This is a genomic window from Acinetobacter sp. SM34 (assembly GCF_022012365.1).
GTDB lineage: Bacteria > Pseudomonadota > Gammaproteobacteria > Pseudomonadales > Moraxellaceae > Acinetobacter.
Genome location: NZ_JAKLTP010000013.1, coordinates 41,489 through 62,342, shown reverse-complemented (window position 1 = coordinate 62,342; position 20,854 = coordinate 41,489). Strand labels below are relative to the sequence as shown.

Here is a 20,854-nt window from a genome sequence, read left to right as displayed (position 1 = left end):
GATGGTATGATGTATTAATATTTAATTAAGTTATTGATAATTATTATTAATTAATAAAACGATCAAGAAAGTATTATTAATTGTGAATATTGATATCAATTTTTAACATTTTCAGCGCAGAGATAGAACAAATTCTTGCATTTTACCCACGCATATTTCATCTCGTGAAAAGCGTATTTTTTAAAACATGATAAATAATTTAAGCTGATGTCGTATTTATAGAGAGATGTTGCAGAAATAGGGGACAAAACCCTATTTATGAATAAGCATCCAAAAGAGAAGCGGGTAAAATAATGAGAAGAATAGACCACACAAATGCAATACGAACAAATTCGGCAAGGTGTTATCTTTAAAAAGATGGGATGAAAGAACAATAAAGCCAGAATTTTATCTAAAAAGCGTAAAATTACATGGTTAAGCCATCCTGTTTTGTATATCTTTCAATGTTGTCATATAATGTGGCACTTTCAAAATTGCAATTACTATTTCTATATCGAGGAAGCCATGCAAGTAACTTCTGAAGCGGTTTCGGGCGTTGCCCGTCGTTTAAATGTATCTGTACCGACGAGCCGTGTGAACGAGCAATTTGAAGCTCGTTTAAAACGCACTGCTAAAACTGTGAAGATCAACGGCTTCCGTCCAGGTAAGGTGCCTTTAAATGTGGTACGTCGTGAATATGGCGCAAGCATTTATCAAGAAGTTGTGAACGATGTAATTCGTGACACAGTATTTGAAGCAATTCAACAAGAGAAAATCAATGCTGTTGGCATGCCAAACATTGAAAAAGTTGAAAACAAAGAAGACGCTCTTGTTTATGAAGCAACTGTAGAAGTTTATCCAGAAGTTGAAGTTAAATTTGACGGTCTGGCAGTTGAGCGTAAAGCAACTGAAGTGAACGACAAAGACGTTGATCAAATGATCGAAAACCTTCAAAAGCAACGTGCTTCTTGGACTGAAACTAAAGGCATGGCTAAAAAAGACATGCAAGTGACTTTCGATTTCGAAGGTACTGTGGACGGCGAGAAATTTGAAGGCGGCGCTGCTGAAGACTTCAAGCTTGTTTTAGGTTCAGGTCGTATGATCCCTGGCTTCGAAGACGGCATTGTTGGTATGAAGAAAGGCGAAGAGAAAGTAATTGATGTTACTTTCCCTGCTGACTACCAAGCTGAAAACTTAGCGGGTAAAGCTGCTCAATTCAAAATCACTGTGAAATTAGTTGAAAAACAAAAACTTCCAGAAATTGATGCTGAATTCCTTAAAATTTTCGGTCTAACTGAAGAAGAAGGCGTTGAAAAATTAAAAGCTGACGTTCGTAAAAACATGGAACGTGAAGTGAAAAATGGTCTTCGTAACCAGGTAAAAGGTGCAACTTTTGATGCGCTTGTAGCTGCAAACGAAGTTCAAATTCCTGAAGCTATGTTGTCTCAAGAAATTGACCGCCAACGTCAACAAATGATCCAACAGTTCACTCAACAGTTTGGTGCTCAAGGCGCTAAAGCATTTGATTCAAGCATGCTTCCAGATGAATTGTTCAAAGAACAAGCTGAAAAAGCAGTTAAATTAGGCGTGCTTGTAAGCAAAGTATTGGCTGAATCTAAAATCGAAGTAGATGCAGCTCGCGTTGAGGCTTACATCGAAGACATGGCTTCTTCTTATGAAGATCCAACTGAAGTGATTGAATACTTCAAAAATGACAAACAGCAACGTGCTCAAATAGAAGCTGTTGTTCTAGAAGATCAAGTTGTTGATCACATCTTGGCATCTGCTAAAGTGACTGACACTAAAGTAAGCTACGAAGACTTATTGAAAGAGCAACAAGCTCGTCAACAAGGCTAAGTTTAGCTGATTAAAAAAAGGCGCATCATGCGCCTTTTTTATTTACAGACTTATAGGGTCTGTTGACATTTCATAAATGGTTTGCGTTGTGAACTACTCGTTTAGAATGACTAAATTTCGTATTTCACGCCTTGTATTGCCTAAAAAATACTCGTAGTCGCAAACATAGACGAATTGTCAACAAACCCTGTTGAACCTCTACTAAATTCACAATGCTTATATAAAAAATATCTGTTATTTAATTGGGAATATTTTGCATTTTCGGCAATTATCCCTCATATTGTGACTATGAGTTGAGTAACAAGAATTTAGGAATAAATAACGTATGTATGTTCCAACAATTGATAACGCTTTAGTACCAGTGGTGGTAGAACAGTCTTCTCGTGGTGAGCGTTCTTTCGATATTTTTTCACGTCTTTTGCGTGAACGCGTTATCTTTTTGACCGGTGAAGTTGAAGACAACATGGCAAATTTAATTGTTGCGCAAATGTTGTTTTTAGAAGCAGAGAACCCAGATAAAGATATACATCTCTATATTAATTCACCAGGTGGTTCAGTGACTGCGGGTATGGCCATTTATGACACCATGCAGTTTATTAAACCTGATGTGGTGACTTATTGTATGGGGCAGGCAGCATCGATGGGTGCATTCCTGCTGAATGCAGGTGCTAAGGGTAAACGTTATTGCTTGGAAAATGCACGTGTGATGATTCACCAGCCGCTTGGTGGTTTCCGTGGTCAAGCATCAGATATTGAAATTCACGCACGTGAAATTCTATTCATTAAAGAACGTTTAAACCGTTTAATGGCAGAGCATAGTGGTCAAGACTATGAAACTGTTGCCAGAGATACTGACCGTGACAACTTTATGACAGCACAGGCTGCTAAAGAGTACGGTCTCGTGGATGAAGTGTTAAGTAAACGTCCATAATTTTCAGATTTTTATATTGGAGTGAATATGTCCGACCATCCTCAAGGACAAAAGCATTGTTCATTTTGCGGTAAAACGCAGTCTGAAGTCGGGAAACTGATTGCAGGTGAGGACGCTTACATCTGTAATGAGTGTGTGGACGTATGCTTAGATTTAGTCCAAACCAGTCAGCAAGTTGAATCTGGTGATTGGGCAAGTAAGCCTTTGCCAAAGCCACACGAAATTCGTGCTGCACTTGATCAATATGTGATTGGTCAGGATGTGGCTAAGAAAACGCTTTCAGTTGCAGTATATAACCATTACAAACGCCTAAAAGTCACTCATTCAGGCCATAAGCCTGAAGATGCTGTTGAACTCGCAAAAAGTAATATTCTTTTGGTCGGGCCAACAGGTTCAGGTAAAACTTTACTGGCACAAACTTTAGCGCGTTTGTTGGATGTTCCATTTGCCATGGCAGACGCCACTACACTGACCGAAGCCGGTTATGTAGGGGAAGATGTTGAAAACATCGTACAGAAGCTTTTGCAAAAAGCCGACTATGATGTAGAGAAAGCGCAAAAGGGTATTATCTATATCGACGAGATCGACAAGATTACCCGCAAGTCTGAAAACCCGTCGATTACCCGGGATGTATCGGGTGAGGGTGTTCAGCAAGCTTTACTGAAAATGATTGAAGGTACGGTTGCTTCAATTCCACCTCAAGGTGGTCGTAAGCACCCGCAACAAGAGTTCATTCAAATTGATACCTCAAATATCCTGTTTATCTGTGGCGGTGCTTTCTCAGGTCTAGAGAAGATCGTGCAACAGCGTCAGGAAAAAGGCGGTATTGGTTTCACGGCAGAAGTGAAGAACAAAGATGATACTCAAAAATTATCTGATTTGTTCCGTCAAGTTGAGGCGACCGACCTGGTGAAATTTGGTTTGATTCCAGAATTTATTGGTCGTTTACCGGTCATTGCAACTTTGGATGAACTGGATGAAGAAGCCTTGATGCAGATTCTGACTGAACCTAAAAATGCCTTAACCCGTCAATATCAATATTTATTTGATATGGAAAATGTTGATCTGGTATTTGAAGATTCAGCACTGCGTGCCGTTGCCAAAAAAGCATTGGAGCGTAATACGGGTGCGCGTGGCCTGCGTTCAATTCTGGAAAACTCGTTACTTGAAACCATGTATGATTTACCAAGCCGTAGCGATATCGGGACGGTAATTGTGAGTGATGCAGTGATTTCTGGTGAAGCCAAACCGGTATTAAAAGCAGAGCGTCAGCCCAAATCAGAGACTGAAAATGCCTCTAAAGTAGATTTAAAAGTGGTAAATTCTAAATCTGCTTAACTCGCTATTCGTCAGAAACGTGCGGAAAACTGGTGTTTTCGCACGTTTTTTATTTCCAAAAATAAAACGCAATGTTAATCTCAATGATTAGGCGTGGACGCCTAAATAAGATCAACTAACTCAGATCAATGTCGCGATCAATAAGCGAAGAATGAATTTTCAATTGAGTACAAAAATAAAAAATACGCAGTGAGGGAAAATCATGCGTGGAGTCTGTATTGCAGTCTGTGCAAGCTTTATTTTATTGGGATGTCATGGCAAATCTGCTATGGAGCATACTCAAGCTACATCAACCTTAAAACCTGTAGATACCGAACATGAGCCGGGTATGCTGGAGCAATATCGTTTTGGTATGTTTACCATTGGTGCTTGGGTCAATCAAAAATTAGGACAGCGCTTTCAGCCGGTACAGGCGCAAAATGATCAGGCAGCTATAGTGTATCTATATCGTCCTGACAGTAAATGGAACCGTCAGGAAATTGTGGCATCCAGTTTATTTATTAATAGTGAACGTATCCCAAGCTTATTAAATAATCACTATTATTGGGTTGAACTACCTGTCGGGACCTATCGCATATCTACCAGTCGGCCTTTGGGTGTGCAGCATTTCCAAAAGCCAAAATATCTGGATTTTACTGTGCAAGCAGGACAGTCTTATTTCATTAAGTATGATGAAGAAAACTTAAGTACTCGTCGTGAAGTTTCTGGACCTTTAATCTTGGTACCCGAAAAATCTGGCTTAAATGAAATTGCTTATACTCAACTGAAGTCCGAAAGTTATAACTTTGTTGCTCTAGATCAAAATACCGGGAAGCAGCGCAAGAAAGCGCAAAAACTGAAACCTGCAAAATATGATCCTGCAGAAGATGTGCAACTGACCCAGCCGTTTAAGATTTGGAATCCTTTAACCTGGTAATTGGAGGAGAGTAAGAAGGAGCTATGCTCTTTCTTATTTTTTGAGCAGAGCTTGAATTACTTGATTAACTTGTTCCTTCAACTTTTTGTCTTCTTGAGGGGTTAAAAAATCTTGAATGGATTCTCGAGAATTCTGAATCAAACGTACCTGAAGTTTTGCATGTTTTTGTTGAATAGAACGCCCCTCATTGGTTGTTAAAAAGCGTATATAAGTTTGGATTTCTTCTTCTGTAAATGTCTGAGCATAAATTTGTTCGATTCCATTTAACATCGCGGGTGTTTTAAATGCTTGGCTATGGATTGTTTTTAGAATTTGGCTGATTTCTAAAACGGCCAATACTTCATCTGTTGTTGTTAATTTGGGTTTATTGAGTTCATGTTTGAGTATATTTTCAGCTTGCTGATCCAAGACAGGCTGTATTTCATTGAGTTCATTTTGTAATACATTTTGTATATTTACTAATGTTAATAATTTTTTTACAGACTCAATTTTTGCTGGTGACGCAGAAGCTTGCTGTAAGGTAATTGTTAAACAGAATGTTAGGATAATTTTTTTTGTATAAATAAACATAGTGAATGCCAGTTTTTGAAATTTATAGTTTTAATTTTATCGATTATCTGAGAAAAAATAGCCGAATACAAGGATTCGGCTATTTTTACAGCAAAATTTAATTAGTTCGCAGCAGCATCAACCACTGGAATTTTCCCAATTTTTGCTTGCCAGATTTTTGGTGCAGTCGCGTGAATAGATGTACCATTGACATCAACCGCTACAGATACAGGCATATCTTCAACTTTGAATTTGTAGATTGCTTCCATACCCAAGTCAGCAAAAGCGACAACTTCAGCTTCACGTACTGCTTTAGATACTAGGTAAGCAGCACCACCCACAGCCATCAGGTAAGTTGCTTTGTTGTCTTTGATTGCTTCAACCGCAGCAGGACCACGATCAGCTTTACCAATCATGCCATACAGGCCAGTTGCTTCAAGCACTTGACGAGTAAATTTGTCCATACGTGTTGCAGTCGTCGGACCAGCAGGGCCAACCACTTCGTCGCCCACTGGATCTACAGGGCCAACGTAGTAAATGAACTTGCCTTTAAGGTCTACAGGAAGTTCTTCACCGTTATTCAACATATCAACCATACGTTTGTGCGCAGCGTCACGACCGGTATAGATGGTACCGTTAAGCAATAAAGTATCACCTGGTTTCCAAGAGTTCATTTCTTCTTGAGTAATGTTGTCCAGGTCAACACGTTTAGAAGATGAAGAATCCCAAGTTACAGCAGGGTAGTCATCAAGTTTAGGTGCTTGAATATGCGCAACACCTGAACCGTCTAACTGGAAGTGTGCGTGACGAGTTGCAGCACAGTTCGGAATCATACCAACGGGTTTACCCGCAGCATGGCATGGGTAATCTTTGATTTTAATATCAAGAACAGTGGTTAAGCCGCCAAGACCTTGAGCGCCAATACCTAAGGCATTTACTTTTTCGAAGATCTCGATACGGAGTTCTTCCATTTTGCTTTGTGGACCACGACGAAGCAATTCGTCCATGTTGATCTCTTCCATCAATGCTTCTTTGGCAAGCATCATGGCTTTTTCAGCAGTACCACCAATACCGATACCGAGCATACCTGGAGGACACCAGCCTGCACCCATGGTTGGAACAGTTTTCAGTACCCAGTCCACGATTGAATCAGATGGGTTCAACATGGCAAGTTTAGATTTGTTTTCTGAACCACCGCCCTTGGCAGCAACAGTAATGTCGACTTTGTTGCCTGGTACGAGTTTGTAATGGATGACCGCAGGCGTGTTGTCTTTGGTATTTTTACGGCCAAAAGCAGGATCCGCTAAAACTGATGCGCGAAGTACGTTAGAGCTTTCCAGGTAACCTTGACGTACACCTTCATTGATTGCATCATCCAGGCTCATGGTTAAATCAAATTTAACGTCTAAACCCACTTCAAGAAATACGTTCACAATCCCGGTATCTTGACAGATAGGACGGTGACCTTCTGCACACATACGAGAGTTAATTAAGATTTGTGCAATAGCATCTTTTGCGGCTTTGTTCTCTTCACGATCATAGGCACGGCTCATCGCTTGGATGAAGTCTTGTGGATGATAGTAAGAAATGAACTGAAGCGCATCTTTTACCGATGTGATCAAGTCATCTTGCTTGATAATAGTTGTCATATCAAATATCTCTTGAGCGGGCTGTTAGCTAGCGGGCTAAATTATAAGATAAAAAGCAGGTTTTGTGGGTATTTTGAATGCTTTTTGGCCGAAAGTTTAATGGTAAATTTCAGCACAAATGAATGGTCGTTTTTTGAGTGATTTCTGTCATAAAGATGACAAAGGGCAATCATCATTTTAGATGAATATGACACTTAAAATATTAATTGATTTGCTTTAAATTTTCTCAAAATAAAAACATTCTAAATCTTCAAATCTTCAAATCTTCAAATCTTCAAATCTTCAAATCTTCAAATCTTCAAATCTTCAAATCTTCAAATCTTCAAATCTTCAAATCTTCAAATCTTCAAATCTTCAAATCTTCAAATCTTCAAATCCCGATCTAAATCTGCCTATACTATTGAAAGGCACATTTAGAAAAAACCGCTTATGAAAGATCAATCTGAGTTTGCGAAAAATATTATTAAAATTTATAAAAAACATGCACGTGCATGGACGGAATTACGCGGTCAGTTTCTGTATGAAAAAACCTGGCTCAATCATTTTCTTTCGCTGATTCCTGAACATGCTCAAATACTGGATTTAGGTTGTGGCTCGGGAAAACCGGTTGCGGCATATCTGATTGAACAGGGCTATGCTGTAGCAGGAGTGGATAGTTCTGAGGTCATGATTGAAATGGCAGCACACAACTTTCCTGAACAGCACTGGATTCAGGCAGACATGCGCCAGCTGGATTTAGGACAAAAGTTTCAGGGTATTTTAGCGTGGGACAGTTTTTTTCATTTGACTCAAGATGATCAGCGCAAGATGTTTGCTCAGTTTTCAAAGTTGGCTGAAACAGGTACGGCTTTGATGTTTACCAGTGGGCCAAGTCATGGCGAAGTGATAGGGGATCTGTTTGGCGATGCTCTTTATCATGCCAGTTTGTCGCAAGAAGAATATCGAGCTTTATTGAAACAGCATGGTTTTGAAGTAATAAAGATGGTCGCGGAAGATCCCGACTGTGCCGGACATACGGTGTGGTTGGCGCAATTTTAAAGCCTTATTAGTTCACTGCTTCAAGAATTTTAACTGGTGATTCCATTAAGACTTCCCAAAAAGGATTTTCAGTAGATTGACCACCCCAATACTTATTTGCAGTTACTTTGAGACCAATAACACTGCCAGCTTGTCTTAATAAATTCATGTCATATATTGAATAGCTTTCACAAGATACTTTATAAATCTTCCCTTGATTATTAAAAGTGGTTTGTTTAATTTGAATTGCATCATCAATAGTTGTGCAACCAAAAAAACATTAAAATCTAGATTTTTTTTGAGGGAAATTTAGTTGTCTGATGAGCTCAAATGTTGTTTCAATTACTAATTTATTTGGACAAAATGCATTATTTGGACCACATGATTGATAAGGGCGTTGAAGATAATTTTGCCCATGGCTAGAAATCCCATTGGGATATAAATATGATTTGAGATTATTGAACTCTTCTGCTATATGAAGGGAAGTTGCATTTATACCACCTTCATGAGGAAATAATTTAAATTCTTCAAGAAATGAAATATCTGTCCGTGATACATGGAAAAATTCAGCCATTCTGTTCCTCTAATTTTTTATAATCTAAAATAATTTTAATTAAAAAAACCACCCAATTTTTCAATCAGATGGTTTGGAAAACTTTAATTTACGAATTATTGAGCCGCTTGTTGCTCTGACTGAATGGCAGTCAGTGCAATCGTGAACACGATGTCATCGACCAATGCACCACGTGACAAGTCATTCACAGGTTTGTTCAGGCCTTGTAACATTGGACCAACACTCACCACATTGGCAGAACGTTGTACTGCTTTATAAGTAGTGTTACCTGTGTTGAGGTCAGGGAAAATAAATACATTCGCGCGACCTGCAACTGGTGAACCAGGTGCTTTAGACTGACCTACGCTTTCAACCGAAGCTGCGTCATATTGCAATGGACCATCAATCAGTAAGTCTGGACGGCGTTGCTTGGCAATTTCAGTCGCTTTGGCTACTTTTTCTACATCTGCCCCTGCACCTGAAGTACCGGTTGAATAAGAAATCATCGCGATGCGCGGGTCAATACCAAACGCTTTAGCAGAGTCTGCAGATTGAATGGCAATTTCAGCCAGTTGTTCTGCATCTGGATCTGGATTAATCGCACAGTCACCATAGACATAGACTTCATCCGGTAACAGCATAAAGAATACTGAAGATACCAGTGAGTAATCCGGTGCAGTCTTGATTAACTGGAATGCAGGACGAACCGTGTTGGCCGTCGTGTGTACTGCGCCAGACACCAAGCCATCCACCTGATCAAGAGCCAGCATCATGGTACCTAGGACTACCGTGTCTTGTAGCTGTTCACGCGCTTGTAACTCGTTGAGTTTGCCTTTACGTAGATCGACCATTTTTCCGACATAATTTTCGCGAATCAGGTCTGGGTCAAGAATTTCTAAATCATGCGGTAATTCAATTCCACGTGCTTTTGCTACTTCAACCACAGCTTCAGGTTTTGCCAGCAGAATACAGTGGGCAATTCCACGAGATTGGCAGATTGCTGCGGCCTGAATGGTGCGTGGTTCATCCCCTTCAGGAAGAACAATGCGCTTTTTCGCTGCAATTGATTTTTGCACCAGTTCATGACGGAATGCAGAAGGAGACAAACGTGGTTTATGTGTATCGCTGATTAACTGCGTTAACCAGTCTGCATTGATGTGGCTGGCCACGAAACGGGTCACCTGCTCAGCACGCTCGGTATCATCTACCGGAATTTCATTGCTTAAATTCAGCAATTGTTGTGCTGTGTCAAAAGTGCTCAATTTGGTGTGTAAAATTGGCAAGCCATTTTTGATTGCTGTTTGACAGAATTCTAAAGCTTGAGTGCTTGGTGCCTGATGTTCAGTTAAAACCAAGCCTGCCAGTGGAATGCCATTACTGCTTGCCAAGCTACTTGCAAGCAAAACATCAACACGATCAGAACCGCTGATGATGAGTTCACCTGCCACGAATTTATGCATTTCGTGTTCAATATTCGATGCAATTAAGCTGCTGTGTAATACACGGCGTTGAGCTGCTTCACCTTGGTTAATCCATTCTGCAGAAATATGCACAGCCAAGTCAGACATGCGTGGCACACTTAAAGTGTTGCTAAATGGAACTAAGCCAATGACTGGCATACAGTCTTTACCAATCATTGGGTGCGTGGTTTGAATCGCACTCACAAATCGGTTGGTATCGCTAATTAAACGCAGGTTTGGATCAAGCGTAACAGGAATTTGTGCAGAATCTTCCGGCAAGCCTTTGGTACGCATGAACAATACGCCTGCAGTACGCTCGCAAGTCGCACCACCAAAGAAACGTAACTGGTTATCAACTTTTGCCGCGGTTTTTGCTGCGTTGTTAATGTCGGCATTGCTGACAATAATCACTTTGGCATCAAGCGCTTTTGCCAGAGTGGCATTGAGTTCTGTCGCAAAAGGATCGCGTCCGTTTGGTAGCACGCCTTCTACAATAATGACATCATGATGTTTGGAAATTTCACGGTGTAAACGTACTGCATCTTCAAGCAGCTCGTCATTTTCATCATTTTTTAAACGTTCAGTCAGCACCGCATAGGAAATCGGTTCAACGGTTTCATGCTTGAACAGGTGACGATACAGTGCGGTGGTGCGGTCTGCTTCAGGCTGTAATTCTTGAGAGAAAGGCTTTAGAAAGCCTGCTTTTACGCCTTGGCATTCCAGTGCATAAATTAAACCAAGACATGCAGACGTTAAGCCAACACCAATTTCTGTGGGAACCAAAAGTATTGTTTTCATAATTTTTTCTAAATCATAAAGGGATTTATTGAAAGCATACGTAGACTACGATTGCTTAAGCAATCGTAGACTCACATTCAGGCTTTTTTGCAGCTGACTGATTCACCTCGCCTTGTACAACATGTGCTGTTTCTTTGGCGATACGGCCTTCTTCATCGGTTGGAATAACCCAGATTTGAGGGCCTGTGCCGGCATCAATACGACCTTCTGTACCGCGTTTCAAATTATCGTTTTGTTCTTTGCTTAAGTTGAAACCGAAGTGAGGTAAGTAAGCCATGGTCTTTTCACGGATATAAGCCGAGTTTTCGCCAATACCGCCGGTAAAGAACAGGCCATCCAGACGTGGCAAGCCACAGCTTAACGCAGCCAGAGATTTAGCTAAACGGTAGCAGAATACTTCAATGGCCAGGGTTGCATCTTCATTGCCTTGTTCTGATGCTTCAATCAATGTACGCATGTCGTTTGAAAGATTGTCTGATAAACCGAGCAAGCCGCTTTCTTTGTTCAGCATCTTGTCAATTTTATAGACATCCCAGCCCAAGTTGGCAGCCAAGAAGCTATGCAAACTTGGATCGACATCACCACTACGGGTACCCATAACAATGCCTTCAAGCGGGGTTAAGCCCATTGAAGTATCTACACTTTGACCATTCCAGATCGCACAGGTCGAGCTACCATTACCTAAATGTGCAGTTAACCAGCCGCCTTGTTTTAAGCTGCCTGCTAATTCTGAACCGCGTTCAGACACATAAGCATGGCTGGTACCGTGGAAGCCATAACGACGCACGTTATGCTCGGTATATAAGAATTTTGGTACGGCATAACGGTAAGCATGTGCTGGCATGGTTTGGTGGAATGCTGTATCGAATACTGCCACTTGTGGAAGTTCCGGGAACAAACGCATGGTCGCGTCAATTCCTACAAGGTGAGCAGGGTTGTGAAGTGGTGCAAGTGGCGTCGCTTCACGAATACGATCAATGATTTCTGGTGTTAATAACTCAGCTTTGGTCAATGTGCCACCATGTACGACACGGTGCCCAATCGCTTGAGGATTATAATGAGAAAGACGTTCTAAAATGGTTTCCAAAGCCTTTTCATGATCGGCATGTGGAATAGACAGTTCGAGTGGCGCGCCACCAACAGTGACACCCTTAATGCGTGCTTCAGCAGAACCTAAATTTTCTGCTAAACCAAAAATACGATCTTCGCTACGTTCTGAAACGAGTGCATATTTAATAGAAGATGAGCCGCAGTTAATAACTAATACTGATGTAGACACGTTTTAATACCCGAATTTTAATTGAAATAAGTCGTCCCTAAAGTGATCTTTATGCAGTACATTTCAATGCAATTCAGATCAGTCTGCATGTTGTATCATGTGTTGATTTTCTGTCCTAGATAGACTTTAGGAGATTAGACTTAAGCACTATCGACCAGTGAAATAATAATAAATAGAATTTATTGGTTGATGGTTTTCATTTATTAATGAAATAGTACTCAAGCATAAACGCTCCTTCCTGTACGCCTTTAACCCTAGCATGAGAAATCAATTTTGAGCAGGGCATAAGCGTTGTTTTAATATTTACTTTTGATACTTTATTTCTGACCAGCGTACAATCACATAAGCCAGTAATGCCACCATAAAAAAAACCAGCATCATCCAGGCAAGTCCTTGTAAGGTTTCAATAATAGTCCGGTAAATTTCCAGCACCCAGCGTTCCTGAGTTAATTCGATCACAATTTTTTTTTCATTATCGCTATAGGTCAGCGGAGTAATGTATTTTTCCATATCGTAAATACGGATACCGGAAGATGTTCCGACCACCATACCGGCAAACTTGGTGTATTTGGCCCAGGCACTATGAATGGGATCATTAATAATTCGGGCAAGAATTTGATTAATGGAATTGGAAAAAATTTTCATTACGGTAAAAGAAACCAGTAATGCCAATATAAATGTACAAATGATTAAATAATAAAACATAGTCTTTTCCCTTTTATCGTTGTTTTGATGATGTTACGACATTTCACTCAGGGAGGTGATGAGATTGTTGTGTTCAGCCCCAATTTTGAAGCTGAACAACGCATGCTTTTAATTACAGGGCAGTGCTGATTTATTGGCGAATTTGACCATCACCAAACACGACCCATTTTTGTGAGGTCAAACCTTCCAGTCCAACCGGACCACGGGCATGAATTTTATCGGTAGAAATGCCGATTTCTGCACCCAGACCATACTCAAAGCCATCGGCAAAACGGGTAGAGGCATTGATCATCACTGAACTTGAATCTACACGTGCCAAGAACTGACGCGCAAGGCTAAAGTTTTCGGTAATGATGGCATCGGTATGGTGTGAGCCATATTTGTTAATATGCTCAATGGCTTCATCAATCCCGCTGACTACTTTTACCGCCAAAATTGGACCTAGATATTCGGTATACCAGTCTTCTTCACTGGCCGGTTTAACGTTTGAACCTAGAATGCGCTGTGTTTCACGGCAGCCGCGCAGTTCTACCTGTTTTTCTGCATACAGTTCAGCAATGCTTGGCAAGAATTGTTCAGCAACTTTCTCATCTACCAGCAAGGTTTCCATGGCATTACACACACCATAACGATGGGTCTTGGCATTTAGTGCAATTGGCAGGGCTTTTTGCAAGTCGGCTTGTGCCTCAACAAATACATGGCAATTACCATCTAAATGCTTAATGACCGGAATACGGGCTTCGTTGCTCACACGTTCAATCAGGCCTTTGCCTCCACGTGGAACAATCACATCCACATATTCAGACATGGTAATCAGGTGTCCGACTGCGGCACGGTCTGTCGTGTTAATCACTTGCACCGAAGTTTCTGGTAAACCTGAAGTCTTTAAACCATGCTGAATCGCTTCGGCAATGGCTTTGTTGGATTGCAACGCTTCCGAACCGCCACGCAAAATAATGGCATTGCCAGACTTGAGTGCCAGAGAAGCCGCTTCCAGTGTGACATTGGGACGTGATTCGTAAATCATGCCGACCACACCTAAAGGAACCCGCATTTTCCCTAGCTGAATGCCTGAAGGTCGGTAAGCAAGGTCGGTAATTTCTCCAATCGGGTCGACCAGATTCATCACATCTTTTAAGCCGTTCAGCATGCCTTTAAAGCGGCTGGGGGTAAGTTCTAAACGATCAAGCAATGCACTGTCCAAATTGTTGTTACGACCTTTGGTCATATCTATTTGGTTGGCAGCCAGAATCGCAGCTTCACTGTCTTGTAATGCAGTGTAAATTGCAGATAAGGCATTGTTTTTTGTTTGGGTAGAAGCGCTTGCCAACACGCGAGAAGCTTGGCGTGCCTGTTGTCCTACCGTTTGCATATATTGTTCAATTGAATCTTGCATAGCGGTTTGATCACTTAGAAATTACACTTTGATAGTAACAGTCTGGAACCCGACAATGAAGCATCTGACCTGAAAAAAGTCCCTGAAACTTTCAGGCTGTTAATATTTTGAAATCCTTTTCTGGGTAAATTTAGATAAGTGGTCATAGAATCAGTTGCTTGAGTATTCATCCTCTGTATATTATGAAAGGATATAAGGACAGTGACGTCCGATAATTACAGCGAAGAATGGAAGCAGTGTGGCGCAGAAATTCTAAATTTATTTTCTTGCAAAATAACAATAAGGCAAGAATGGAGGAAGGGATATGAATTCCATGATCCAAATGGACTCGGAAGTAGAAGAATCAAACGCAGATTTTGGTTTTTTTAATCTTTACCATAGGAACAGTTTTAAAGAACCGGCACGAACGACATGGATTAATGGTTGGAAAATTGAGTATATGGCAATTGCTCAACCTGAAACTATCCACAACACGCCAGTTGTCATTGTGGGTGGGGCATTTCAAAATTTTAATTCTTATAAATATTGCGTTGAACAGCTGCTGAGTGCAGGTCCAATTATCTTGATTGATTTGCCTTCAATGGGGGCCAATCAGCAAATTGCCAATCGTGATAGCGGTGTTTCTGCGGGAACTCTAGAATTGCCGGACTTGGCACGTATGCTCGGTGAATGGCTGGATGTAGAAAAACTTCCCAAAGTTTCGGTCATGGGGATGTCTCTAGGCTCGGTGGTGGCTTCAGGTTTGGCACATCAACGCCCTGAACTGATTGACCGAATGATTTTGATGGGCGTGATGCAAAAAACGCGTAAAAGCTGGCGTATGTTGCTGGAAGAATCTTTGCATTTAATGAATGAACAGCGCATGGATGAGTTTGGTCAGGCGGTGATTCTGTATCTGGTCAATCATGCCAAAATTGATCAAACCCGCATGTCACCGACTGCAAAGCGTCTGTTCTTCAGACAGATGGCTGAATTTACGGCAACTGAGCAAGATCGTTATGAAATCAACTGTAGCCGATTATTGCGTTTAACTGATGTACCTATTCCGCAATGTAAAGTACTGGTTGCATGTGGGCAATATGACAGTTTTACCTTGCCACATGAAAATGCCAATTTTGCCTTGCAATGTCCAGATATGGAATTCGCCATGATTGCCAATGCTGATCATGTGCCGCAATTACAGCGTCGTAAAGAAACCATGAGTCTGTTTGCCACCTTCTTGCAGGGTCAGCCTATTCAAAATGTAGAAGGGATTATCCCGATGACACGTGCTCAGTTACTGACTCTAGAGCGCCGTGGCGAAGAACGTATTGCTGTACAAAAACCGATGACCGTATTAACTCATCGTCATTCACCGTTAAAACTGCCTACTCATATAGTGGATCTAAATTTCTTTGGCGTTTTGCTTGAGTTTGCCGAAGGCTTAACAGAAAAAGCTGCACAATATCCACGTGATTTGGCTCTACACCTGGAAGATGAAGAAGGTCAATTTAAAATTGAATGCTTAATTTTTGAAGTCAATTCAACACGAGTTCGTGCCTTATTCAAGCATGGCAGTTTTGATGTGGCAGAGCGTTTATTGCGTTATGTACAACGACAAAAAGAAGTGATGACAGTATTGGAATCGGTCAGTTAATGTGGGGGCCAGATCTAAAAAACAGCGTTATATAACGCTGTTTTTTTTGCTTGCATGAATCATCCAGACCAGATCACCCAGATGTTCCTCGTTCGAGGTGAAAGGTACAGCTGGATTTTGAAAATACTGTTGCGGTTGCACAATACTGACCTGTTCAAAACCTGCTTGCTGGAAAAATTCCTGTGCTTGCTGCGGATCAATAAAATGGAAACTAAATGCGCTCTTAGACATCCATTTCAATAATTTACTGCATGCCCAAATAAAATTGGCCAGTTTGTTTTTCACCGGTTCTGGATAGATATCGGTAAGGTAATGCAGTTCTTTAAAGTTCTGCCCATAATGATGAATTGCTTTGAGTAATTGCAATAACATGTCTTTGTTAAAGTAATTAATCAGGCCTTCGCTAATGACTACCAAGGGCCGATTCTGGTCAAAGACCTGAAAAGCCTGTGCAAAATCAGCAGTGAATAAATCGACTGATAAAACTTCCGGGCTATTGGCATCAATCTGTTTCAGGGCTTTGGTTTTTACTTTCGCCATATCGGGTAAATCAAGTTCACGATAATCAATATGGGGAAACTTCTGCCGGAAATTCCAGCCGCGTGGGGAAAGCCCGCTGGCAATTTCAAGTACCTGCAAATCCGGGTGCTGTTCAATCAGTTGCGTGAGATGCTGATCAATCATGCGGTGGCGTTGTTTTAAGGTCGTACGCATACTGCCGCCGACAAATTTTTCAGCCCAGCTTTCTAAGGGATGCACCAGTTTGGCTAACATTTTCCCTTTAGAGGTCGCAAAAACGGGGTGAGAAATTCCCATGGTGTACCAGATGTATCCGGTGTAATGGGCAGTAAATGAAATATGTCGATGTTCTGAAAGCTGTTGTGTCATGTCATCCTGACCTTATCTGTTTTTTTAGTTTTTAACGTTGGTTGTTTATGGGTTGAGTTTCTTACATTGCCAGCTCAGCTTATTTTTAGTTTTGACGCAAAGCACAATGAGCTGAATGAAGTAAGTGCATTTTATTTTTATTTATCATAAAGAAAAAGGAACACCTTGTCGTGTTCCTTTTGTCGCATTAATTAAATGATTTTTTAAAGTTTTCGATGCTATCGCGAACTTTTTGCCATTCTGCCCCCAAGTTCAGCGTTTGCCCAACCGTGATTTCTGGAATTTTACCGCGCATACGCTGCAGACGCTGTTGATTGGGTAAAGGTAAATCGCGAATCCCTTCGAGTGCGGTACAAGCGGCTGAGCGGTCATTACAAACCAGGCCCATATCACATCCGGCTTTGAGTGCAGCCTGAATACGTGCATCTGCGCCACCAGCAACACATGCGGCTTGCATGGTTAAGTCATCAGAGAATAGTACGCCATCAAAGTTTAATTGTTGACGCAAAATGTTCTGAATCCAATAAGGCGAGAAGCCGGCAGGGTTCGGATCGACCTGGTCATAAATCACATGCGCAGGCATCAATGCATCCAACTGTGGTATGAGCTGGATAAAGGTTTGCATATCTTTGTGATAGATTTGATCATAAGAACGTGAATCTACGGGTGCTGCAACATGGGAGTCTGCCTTGACCGAACCGTGACCCGGAAAATGTTTACCGGTATTGGCCATGCCTGCACGTTTCATCCCTTTGATGAAAGCACTGGCAAGAGGGACAATATCATCAATGTTTTTGGCAAAACCACGATCGCCAATCACATCACTGACATCATTCAAGTCCAGTACTGGTGCAAAACTGAAGTCAATCCCAACGGCAAGCACTTCAGTGGCCATCAGCCAGCCGCATTGCTCGGCCAAATCCACGGCTTTTTCCGGGTCAGTTGAATAAAGCTCACCTAAACGGCCCATCGCAGGCAGTAAGGTAAAGCCTTGTTTCAAGCGCTGTACCCGGCCGCCTTCCTGATCCACAGCGATTAAAATGTCAGGTCTGATGCGACGCATATGATCGGTTAAGGCGCGAACTTGTTGTGGTGATTGTATATTTCGTGAAAATAAAATCATGCCGCCTACTTGCGGTGCCCGTAATAGTTCAATATCTTCTTGAGTAAGTTCTGTGCCAGCGATGTCTAGCATCAATGCGCCAATCATATCGGTGTCCGTGTTGGAATTTTATAAAGAAAAACAATACCCGAATTTTGCAATGATTTGCTACATTTTGACAGTACAGAATATGATAAAACTACACGACATACATATTAAGTTGTTTAAGATTTTGAATATACTCAATTCATGTTAAAAAACGACGATGCAATATTGGTCCAAGACCAAGGAAGTACGAATTATTTATGAAACTTCAGACATTAGCTTGTGCAGTTGCAATCGCGACTGGAGGATTTTTCTTTTCTCATGTAATGAACGAGGCAATTGCAGCTAATAATACAGAGGCAGTTTCTCAATCGATTCAACCCACGCAGGAACAGGCGTTGGTTTCACGCCAATTGGCAACTCTGGTTGACCGTCAGCATTATTTAAATCAGCGTTTAGATGCGGCGACTTCCAATCGTATCCTCGATTTTTATCTAGATAGCCTAGATGCAGACCACACATTATTTTTAGCACCTGAAGTGGAACAATATAAGAAAAATTATGGTGCAAATTTCGGTGCCGCATTAAAAGCCGGGGATTTATCGGGTCCATATTTAATTCATGCCCAATACCGTGAACGCTTAAAACAGTTTTATGAGTTCATGCTGGCTGAGTTGAAAAAACCGCAAAACTTGAAACAAACCAATGTTTATATTGATACTGATCGTGAAAAAGCACCTTATTTCAAGTCTGCAGCAGAACAACGTGCCCATTGGCAAAAAATGTTGGTATCGCAGCTGATTAACTTGAATATTAGTAAAGAAGAAGAGTCTGCGAAGCAAAAAGCCTTAAAAGATGATCCAACTCTGGCTAATGGTCAGGATCTGGCAAGTCCGGAAGATTTAACTCCAGTTCAAACCCTGACCAAGCGTTATACCCGTCAGCTTGAGCGTGTCAGCCGTGTAAAAAGTGATGATGTCCTCGACAAGACCTTAAATGCGATGATGTTGACCTATGATCCGCACAGCAACTATTTCCCGCCTGTTGATGCAATGGAGTTGAACCGTCAAACCACCCTGCAATTAGAAGGGATTGGGGTGTCGATTCGTCCTGAACGCGGCAATGAAGATTACACCAAAATTGAAACTATTGTGGAAGGTGGTCCTGCCAGTAAATCAGGTCAGATCAAACCTGGAGACCGCATTATTGGCGTAGCCCAAGATGGCGATAAAATGGTGGATGTGATCGGTTGGGCCAGCAATGAAGTAGTGGGTCTGATACGTGGCAAGCGCGGAACCAAGGTAAGCTTACGTTTATTGGGTGCAGGCGCATCTATGGGGCAGGCACGTACAGTTAGCCTGGTGCGTGATGTGATTCAAGAAGAAGATGCTGGAGTTCGTTCACGTACCGTAGAGATCAAGCGCGATGGTAAAAATCATACTTTTGGTGTGATTGAAATTCCATCATTCTATTTGAACTATCGTGCGCGTCGTGCCGGTACGGATTATCGTTCTGTTTCTGAAGATACCAACAATGCCCTAAAAAGTCTGGCAGCCAAGAAAGTAGAAGGGATTATTATCGATTTGCGTAATAACCCGGGTGGTTCGCTTGAAGAAGTTGCGCGTATGTTAGGACAAGTCATCAAGTCGGGTCCAGTGGTGCAAATTCGCGATGGTAACGGCAATGTCAGTGTGTTTGAAGATGATGACGGTGGTGCACAAACCTATGCCGGTCCATTGGCGGTTATGATTAATCTGGCTTCAGCATCCGCCAGTGAGATTTATTCTGCCGCTATTCAGGATTATGAGCGCGGGATTGTGATTGGCAGTACCACCACCGGTAAGGGAACTGCTCAGGTTCAGCTTGATACCTTGGCCTATGGTCAGGCAACCTTGACCCAGCGTAAGTTCTACCGCGTGACTGGGGGAAGTACACAAAATAAAGGGGTAGTACCTGACATCAAACTGGTTGATATCTACAACGAAGAGTTTGGCGAGCGTAAAGCCAAGAATGCCTTGAAATGGGATACCATTCCAACCGCACCATTTAAGCGTGAAGGTTCGGTACAGCCATATGTGCAAAATCTGGCACAAATGTCGCAGCAACGCGTCGTTGCTGATCCGCAATTTAAATATCTGGAGCAGCGTAAAGCCATTGCGAAAAAAACCGATGAGCAAAAGCGTGTGGTACTGGATATTGATCAGCGTAAAGCCGAGTTGAATGCACTTGAGCAGAAAACTTTAGAGGCGGAAAATCAACGCCGTAGCATGACGGGTCAAAAGCCTTATACCAATTGGGAAAGTTATCAGGCTTCTGTAGATGCCCTGATTGAATCTCGTGCAAAAATGAAGGCAACTCAACGACCTGCATTAGCTGAAGAAGAAACATTTGTGACAGAGTCTGCCAATATTTTATTGGATTATGCGAAATTACAGTCAGCTAAGGCTTCTGCCAGATAGAATGATTATTTAGCTTTTATCTATTTAAAAAACCAGTCAGTTGATCTGACTGGTTTTTTATTTATGCATGAGCGAATGGGGGAATTCATGTTTAACGCTACTTTTAAAAATATGAACGGTGTAGGAATAATGATAAAATGTTGAACGATGTTTATTTTGCAAGATGAATAAATTAGAAATAAAAATGAATAGAGCAATTAACACTTGACCAAAATAGAATAGTATTAGATTCTTGTTTTAATTGATTGTTTTTATAACCACTCTTTTGAAGATGAAAATTTTTAGACAGTATAAAGA

17 protein-coding genes are annotated in these 20,854 nt (G+C 41.4%); 7 read left to right on the top strand and 10 right to left on the bottom strand.

Annotated features, from left to right (window positions below; genetic code table 11):
* Window positions 1-504 precede the first annotated feature (504 nt).
* The 4 genes from tig (at window position 505) to LZZ98_RS11680 (ending at window position 5,021) form a co-directional block, all read left to right on the top strand.
* Window positions 505-1,836: a trigger factor gene (gene tig / locus LZZ98_RS11695; protein ID WP_237787997.1), complete on the top strand. Its 1,332-nt coding sequence runs from the start codon at window positions 505-507 to the stop codon at window positions 1,834-1,836.
* A gap of 325 nt (window positions 1,837-2,161) precedes the next feature.
* Window positions 2,162-2,767: an ATP-dependent Clp endopeptidase proteolytic subunit ClpP gene (gene clpP / locus LZZ98_RS11690; RefSeq protein WP_086198326.1), complete on the top strand. Its 606-nt coding sequence runs from the start codon at window positions 2,162-2,164 to the stop codon at window positions 2,765-2,767.
* Between the two features lie 27 nt (window positions 2,768-2,794).
* Window positions 2,795-4,105, top strand: coding sequence for an ATP-dependent protease ATP-binding subunit ClpX (clpX, locus tag LZZ98_RS11685; RefSeq protein WP_237787996.1), 1,311 nt, complete (start codon window positions 2,795-2,797; stop codon window positions 4,103-4,105).
* A gap of 202 nt (window positions 4,106-4,307) precedes the next feature.
* The gene (locus LZZ98_RS11680) at window positions 4,308-5,021 is read left to right on the top strand and encodes a DUF2846 domain-containing protein (RefSeq protein ID WP_237787995.1); all 714 of its coding nucleotides are present in this window, start codon (window positions 4,308-4,310) and stop codon (window positions 5,019-5,021) included.
* Between the two features lie 33 nt (window positions 5,022-5,054).
* On the opposite strand, the gene LZZ98_RS11675 is transcribed toward LZZ98_RS11680, so the two are convergent.
* Both LZZ98_RS11675 and LZZ98_RS11670 read right to left on the bottom strand, forming a co-directional pair.
* Window positions 5,055-5,591, bottom strand: coding sequence for a DUF2059 domain-containing protein (locus tag LZZ98_RS11675; protein WP_237787994.1), 537 nt, complete (start codon window positions 5,589-5,591; stop codon window positions 5,055-5,057).
* A 101-nt stretch (window positions 5,592-5,692) separates the two neighbouring features.
* Window positions 5,693-7,219 (bottom strand): fumarate hydratase, encoded by a 1,527-nt coding sequence (locus tag LZZ98_RS11670; protein WP_237787993.1) that lies wholly within the window; start codon window positions 7,217-7,219, stop codon window positions 5,693-5,695.
* A 429-nt stretch (window positions 7,220-7,648) separates the two neighbouring features.
* Here LZZ98_RS11670 and LZZ98_RS11665 point away from each other — a divergent pair, with 429 nt between their 5' ends.
* Window positions 7,649-8,257, top strand: coding sequence for a class I SAM-dependent DNA methyltransferase (locus LZZ98_RS11665; protein ID WP_237787992.1), 609 nt, complete (start codon window positions 7,649-7,651; stop codon window positions 8,255-8,257).
* Window positions 8,258-8,264: 7 nt separating this feature from the next.
* Here LZZ98_RS11665 and LZZ98_RS11660 read toward each other — a convergent pair whose 3' ends face one another.
* From LZZ98_RS11660 to LZZ98_RS11635, 6 genes are all read right to left on the bottom strand, one after another.
* The gene (locus tag LZZ98_RS11660) at window positions 8,265-8,405 is read right to left on the bottom strand and encodes a hypothetical protein (protein ID WP_237787991.1); all 141 of its coding nucleotides are present in this window, start codon (window positions 8,403-8,405) and stop codon (window positions 8,265-8,267) included.
* Window positions 8,406-8,516: 111 nt separating this feature from the next.
* A complete protein-coding gene (locus LZZ98_RS11655) occupies window positions 8,517-8,810 on the bottom strand; it encodes a hypothetical protein (protein ID WP_237787990.1) in 294 nt (97 codons plus the stop codon).
* A gap of 95 nt (window positions 8,811-8,905) precedes the next feature.
* Complete coding sequence (gene pta / locus LZZ98_RS11650) at window positions 8,906-11,047, bottom strand: phosphate acetyltransferase (RefSeq protein ID WP_237787989.1); 2,142 nt, start codon at window positions 11,045-11,047, stop codon at window positions 8,906-8,908.
* Window positions 11,048-11,102: 55 nt separating this feature from the next.
* A complete protein-coding gene (locus LZZ98_RS11645; protein ID WP_237787988.1) occupies window positions 11,103-12,326 on the bottom strand; it encodes an acetate/propionate family kinase in 1,224 nt (407 codons plus the stop codon).
* Window positions 12,327-12,629: 303 nt separating this feature from the next.
* Window positions 12,630-13,031, bottom strand: a complete 402-nt coding sequence (locus tag LZZ98_RS11640) for a hypothetical protein (protein ID WP_086175802.1) — start codon at window positions 13,029-13,031, stop codon at window positions 12,630-12,632.
* A gap of 130 nt (window positions 13,032-13,161) precedes the next feature.
* The gene (locus tag LZZ98_RS11635) at window positions 13,162-14,427 is read right to left on the bottom strand and encodes a glutamate-5-semialdehyde dehydrogenase (RefSeq protein WP_237787987.1); all 1,266 of its coding nucleotides are present in this window, start codon (window positions 14,425-14,427) and stop codon (window positions 13,162-13,164) included.
* A gap of 304 nt (window positions 14,428-14,731) precedes the next feature.
* Between LZZ98_RS11635 and LZZ98_RS11630 the strand changes: the two genes are divergently transcribed.
* Window positions 14,732-16,063 carry an alpha/beta fold hydrolase gene (locus tag LZZ98_RS11630; protein WP_237787986.1) on the top strand — a complete coding sequence of 444 codons (1,332 nt, stop codon included), beginning with the start codon at window positions 14,732-14,734 and terminating at the stop codon, window positions 16,061-16,063.
* A gap of 27 nt (window positions 16,064-16,090) precedes the next feature.
* On the opposite strand, the gene LZZ98_RS11625 is transcribed toward LZZ98_RS11630, so the two are convergent.
* On the bottom strand, window positions 16,091-16,951 hold the full coding sequence (locus LZZ98_RS11625; protein WP_237787985.1) for a class I SAM-dependent methyltransferase: 861 nt from the start codon (window positions 16,949-16,951) through the stop codon (window positions 16,091-16,093).
* A gap of 187 nt (window positions 16,952-17,138) precedes the next feature.
* Window positions 17,139-18,161, bottom strand: a complete 1,023-nt coding sequence (nagZ, locus tag LZZ98_RS11620; RefSeq protein ID WP_237787984.1) for a beta-N-acetylhexosaminidase — start codon at window positions 18,159-18,161, stop codon at window positions 17,139-17,141.
* 197 nt (window positions 18,162-18,358) lie between these two features.
* Between nagZ and LZZ98_RS11615 the strand changes: the two genes are divergently transcribed.
* Complete coding sequence (locus tag LZZ98_RS11615) at window positions 18,359-20,557, top strand: carboxy terminal-processing peptidase (RefSeq protein WP_237787983.1); 2,199 nt, start codon at window positions 18,359-18,361, stop codon at window positions 20,555-20,557.
* Window positions 20,558-20,854: the final 297 nt, after the last annotated feature.